This window comes from Paraburkholderia sp. J69-1, from assembly GCF_905220255.1.
In the GTDB taxonomy this organism is placed as follows: domain Bacteria; phylum Pseudomonadota; class Gammaproteobacteria; order Burkholderiales; family Burkholderiaceae; genus Paraburkholderia.
The window spans coordinates 1-4,744 of sequence record NZ_CAJMZG010000051.1; the positions used below are offsets into that span (position 1 = coordinate 1).

Sequence of the window (4,744 nt, forward strand, 5' to 3'; positions counted from 1 at the left end):
AAGTGTTTTCTCAGCTTGCCCATGTACCATTGGGCTCTGCTGAGGAACCTCGACCTGACGTACATCAAACTGGACAAGGGAGCCTACATTCAGAATGAATGACCAGCGTGAGCACAGCGCATCGAAAAACAGAGGGGGTGTGAGTGCTGCCCTCATTGATGAATTTCGCGCGCATCTTCTGGTTGCATCGCTTGTTGCGGTCCTGTTTCAACTTATGGTGTTTGGCTGGGCGCTCATGTTTGATGACGTCGAGGCCTTTTGCAGCACAGTGGATTTTCGCGAAGGTGTATGTGTCGGGGTTGTCGTTGGCGTCCTCGCTGTTCGACACATCGCAGACTGCGCATATGAGAGAGCTCGCCGTGATGGCTGTCTGATGTTTGATAAGTCTGGCCACGATCCAGTTTCGATTATCGATGGTTGCCGCTATCCGCAGCTTGTCATGTTGCATGTCCGGCTGAATCGACGTCGCTTTGGATATGCGTTTGGCGCTGGCGTGCGTAAGTGGCGATAAACGGCGAGATATTGAGCGATTTTATTGAAGCGTGGGGAGTCACGTGGAAAAAATCCGAAATATGTGTGATCGTCTCGTAACCATCAAGCGGAAATGGTACGCGGTTTTACGTTGCACTCCAACATTAGTATTGCGATTTGCGATTCTGTTTCCTTTATTCGTAATATTATGTGTTGTTGTGATTCACCTGGCGCCCGTCTGTGCAATGGGTTTCGGCGTGACGCAGAACATACTGGCTTCGGTCGCTGGATTCGTTGCCTTCGGCGCGATCTGTTATACCGTGTTTGCACTGACACTGGTTAATCGTTTCTTTTCACAAATACCTGTCACTGCAAACTCGTTTCCTGATGTTTCTGTCTTCAAGCCGTTGCATGGCGAAGAATGGCAACTTGTCGAGAATCTTGAATCCTTCCTCACTCAACACTATCCCGGAGAGGTGCAATATCTTTTTGGCGTGCACGACGCTCAGGACACGGCGCTCGCTGCGGTTGAACTCTTGCGGGACCGCTATCCAGACAAGCAGATTGTTATCGTAATCGATACGCGGCTATATGGCCCGAACCGAAAAATCTCCAATCTCGTCAATATGCTCAATCACGCGAAGCACAACGTCTTGTGCTTCGCGGACAGCGATGTCTAAGCCGATGCGGGTTATTTGCGTAGTGTGATTGGTGAACTCCAGATGCCTGACGTCGGACTGGTGACGACGATCTATCGCAGTCGGTGGTCCCCCGATTTTTGGGCACGTGTTGCCGCAGCACTAACGGATTACCATTTCCTCCCAAGCGTTGTCACCGGGTTGGCCCTCGCGCGGGCCAGACCTTGCTTCGGCCAATCGATTGCGATGACGCGTGAAACGCTCGCCAGGATTGGCGGGTTGGCTCAATTTGCACATCATCTTGCTGAGGATCATGCTATTGGAGAAGCGGTACGTGGGATCGACAAGCGTGTCTCTATTTCGCCCAGGCTCGTCCAGCATGCTTGTTCAGAGAGCACTTTCTCGGGAATGTTTCGCCACGAACTACGTTGGAGCAGAACCATACGGGCAGCAGATCGCTGGGGACACGCCGGGTTGGTTTTCACGCATCCATTTCCGCTCTCGATACTTGCGGTCGTATTGTCGCAGGGGGCCACAGCATCGTGGCTTGCACTTTGTGCGGCAGTGACGGCGCGTGTAGCACTGGCCTGCCAGATTGACCGGGCCACGTCACAAAAGACATCTGGTCTTATCTGGTTGCCAGTTTGGGACCTGCTTCAGTTTGCGATCTATATCGCAAGTTTCGGCTCATCGCATGTAGTCTGGCGAGGCACACGATTCAGGGTTGACGGCCGCGGTATGCTGTTACCTGAACGTGAGACCTGAACGGGTACGGCTACCGCGCACGTAACTCCTGCGCTATCTCACCATGGTGCCATGCGCTGCGCGACGCGATCCCGGAGAATAAAGTAATGCGTCATGGCTCCAAGTATATGAAGGCAGATAAGCGCAAATAACACCCAGGCGAGTACGCCGTGTACATCGCCCATTTCGTGACCGAGGGGCGAGCCAACCGGGGAAAGGTCAGGCAACCGGATTACATTGAACAAAGTGACTGCCCACCCACGCGAAGACGCATTCATCCATCCAAGCAGGGGCACAACCAATAGTAGTGCGTAGAGCGCTAGCTGGGTCAACGAAGAAGCGATGCGCAAAGGTCGAGAAATATCGACAGGAGGCGGCCGATGGGTCAGGCGCCACAGGAGTCTGCACAGCATGGCAGCCAGCAGCGTAGTACCGACGATAAGATGTCCCGCAATCAATCCCACCGGGCGTGTATCACGATGCACGTCTGGCATTGTCCAGCCGAGTATGAACTGGGCCATAACGAGGAAAACAATCAGCCAGTGAAAAAATCGCGCGACGCGATCGTACGGTTCGGCAGCCTGCATGGTTGATCTCCTGATTGATCATGTCGCGAGAATTCTAGGAATTTTCGATGAAGGCTACCTTAAGAAGTCATGGATGCCTTCACGCGAGCAAAATGATCGCCACCAGGCAAGGACTCGTGGGTTATGGGTTCGAACGCCTGAAATTCGACAAAGACGCCCAATCCGCGCCCATTCAGCCCAATGCCGAATCTTAGTGTGCCGTGGAAATAACGTGCAATTCGCTCCACAATAGACAGGCCCAATCCACTTCCCGGCGACTGCACCCCGGTGCCGCGATAGAACCTGTCAGTCAGCTTCGCAAGATCGTCAGGGTCAACGCCAGGACCATCGTCAAGCACGGCCAGGCACTGAAAATTGCCCTGGTCGACGGTCGTAATTTCGATGTTTCCTTGTTTTTCACCATACTTAATGGCGTTATCGATCAGGTTGTCGAGCAGAATCCCAATAAGTACCGGGTCGGCATGGATTGCCCGATGTGCATCCGCATGCGCCCAAAGCATGATGCCCCTGTCGGCCGCATGCGGAGCGTGTCGCATGATTGCTTCATCAATCAGTTCCTCCGTGAATACGCGACTTGCGGCAATGTGATCCTGCTCGTCGAGGCGGGCGAGCAACAACAACTGTTCTGCGAGTCTCGCACTGCGGTCGACTCCTTGCACCACTCGTTGCATCGCGAGGAGTTGCAACGCTGGGTCCGATGTTGTCAGGGCCACCTGAGCCTGGACCTTGATCGCCGCCAGTGGTGTTTTGAGTTCGTGTGCGGCGTCCGAGGTGAATGCACGCTCCCTCACAATCGATTGCCTGAGCTGGCCGAGTAAACGGTTGATTGCATCGACCAGGACTTCAACCTCTTTGGGTATTGACGCAACGTTCAGAGGAGTGAGCGACCGTGCATCCCGTCTTCTGATCGTGGAAGAGACCATGTCAAGCGGCCTCAGGCTGCGACGAATCAAATACTGCAGCATGACTGCAAGGGCAGGAAGCGCCAGTATCAACGGCGAAATGATCTTTATTGCCGCACCGGAGGCCATGTCGCTGCGCGTGTTCGATATTTCCATGACTTGAATGCGGCGGCCGCTACGTTCGTCGCGCAATTGATAAATTCGCCACGCAGTTCCGGTAACGTCGATAGTCATTGGCGGACTGTCGTCTTTTAACGCCGGGGGAAAACTGGATGTAACGATCGGCAGGTTTGAAATCACGGTTCCCTGTCCATCGCTCAATGCAAAATGGATGTCACGGGGAAGTCGGTCACTATCCGATTGAGCATTGCGATGCTGGCCCGGCCAGGACAATTCAATCTGGGCGTTGAAAGGAATCCGGGCGAACTGCTCGATATCCGCCGTATCAAGCCGGGCGATGAACCTCGCGTATTCCACCAAACGAGCGTCCTGCCATTCCCGGACCTCGCGTGATGCGTAACGGAAACTCCCGTACACAGCGACGGCCCAAACAACTACCACGCACAGCAGTACGAGCAGAGAAAGGCGGCGGCGTATCGAATGGGCGATCATGGTTTCTCGACCACATAGCCGACGCCGCGTACTGTGCGTATGAGATCTGTACCGAGCTTCTTCCGAAGATTGGAAACATGCACTTCTATGGTATTGCTCTCCACGCCGTCCTGCCATCCGTAGAGATGGTCTTCAAGTCGTCGTTTCGTTTGTGGAATACCCTGATGAGTCAGCAGGTGATGGAGAATCGTCCACTCTTTTGCCGTTAGAACGACCCGTGTCTTATCACGCATCACCGTGCGTGAAGACACATCCATTTCGATTTCATGCCAAATGATAGTTTCCTGGCTGCGGCCTTGCGAGCGCCTTACTAGTGCGCGACATCGTGCAAGCACCTCGGATAGCTCAAAGGGCTTGGCCAGATAATCATCAGCGCCTGCGTCAAGACCACGAACCCTGTCTGCGACCGTGCCGCGTGCGGTCAGAACCAGTACGGGTATATCGTCGCCCCCCTCACGGAGGTTCTGAAGGATGCTGCTCCCGGACTTTCCGGGCAAGCCCAGGTCCAGCACAACCATCAGATAATGAGTTGTGGCAAGTGCCATCGTTGCGGCATGGCCATCGCGGGCCCAGTCAACCACGTAGCCGGCTTCGCGAAGGCTTATCTCCAGACCACTCCCGATGAGGTCATCGTCTTCAACGAGAAGAATTCTCATGTGCAATTGAAACGCATTTGCGTTTGTAAAAATAACTTCTCTGTGAGTTTCATAATTCTAGGCGAATTACAACGTGAATTATGGCAGGTGAGATTTGCCTGAAGTCTTCAGGATATCTTCAGGGTCGGTATGTA

Annotated in this window: 4 protein-coding genes and 1 pseudogene; 2 read left to right on the forward strand and 3 right to left on the reverse strand. The window is 53.8% G+C overall.

What is annotated here, in order from left to right:
* Positions 1 to 94 precede the first annotated feature (94 nt).
* On the forward strand, positions 95 to 511 hold the full coding sequence (locus U5A67_RS40155) for a hypothetical protein (protein WP_321818789.1): 417 nt from the start codon (positions 95 to 97) through the stop codon (positions 509 to 511).
* Between the two features lie 205 nt (positions 512 to 716).
* Positions 717 to 1,874 (forward strand): annotated as a pseudogene (hpnI, locus tag U5A67_RS40860) (bacteriohopanetetrol glucosamine biosynthesis glycosyltransferase HpnI).
* A 38-nt stretch (positions 1,875 to 1,912) separates the two neighbouring features.
* Here the strand turns inward: hpnI and U5A67_RS40170 are convergent.
* Genes U5A67_RS40170 through U5A67_RS40180 form a run of 3 tightly spaced genes read right to left on the reverse strand, consistent with a single transcriptional unit; the run spans position 1,913 to position 4,610 of the window.
* Positions 1,913 to 2,440, reverse strand: a complete 528-nt coding sequence (locus U5A67_RS40170; RefSeq protein WP_321818792.1) for a cytochrome b — start codon at positions 2,438 to 2,440, stop codon at positions 1,913 to 1,915.
* 59 nt (positions 2,441 to 2,499) lie between these two features.
* Complete coding sequence (locus U5A67_RS40175) at positions 2,500 to 3,954, reverse strand: ATP-binding protein (RefSeq protein WP_321818793.1); 1,455 nt, start codon at positions 3,952 to 3,954, stop codon at positions 2,500 to 2,502.
* Complete coding sequence (locus U5A67_RS40180) at positions 3,951 to 4,610, reverse strand: response regulator (protein ID WP_321818794.1); 660 nt, start codon at positions 4,608 to 4,610, stop codon at positions 3,951 to 3,953. Before U5A67_RS40180 ends, U5A67_RS40175 begins: the two co-directional genes overlap by 4 nt.
* Positions 4,611 to 4,744: the final 134 nt, after the last annotated feature.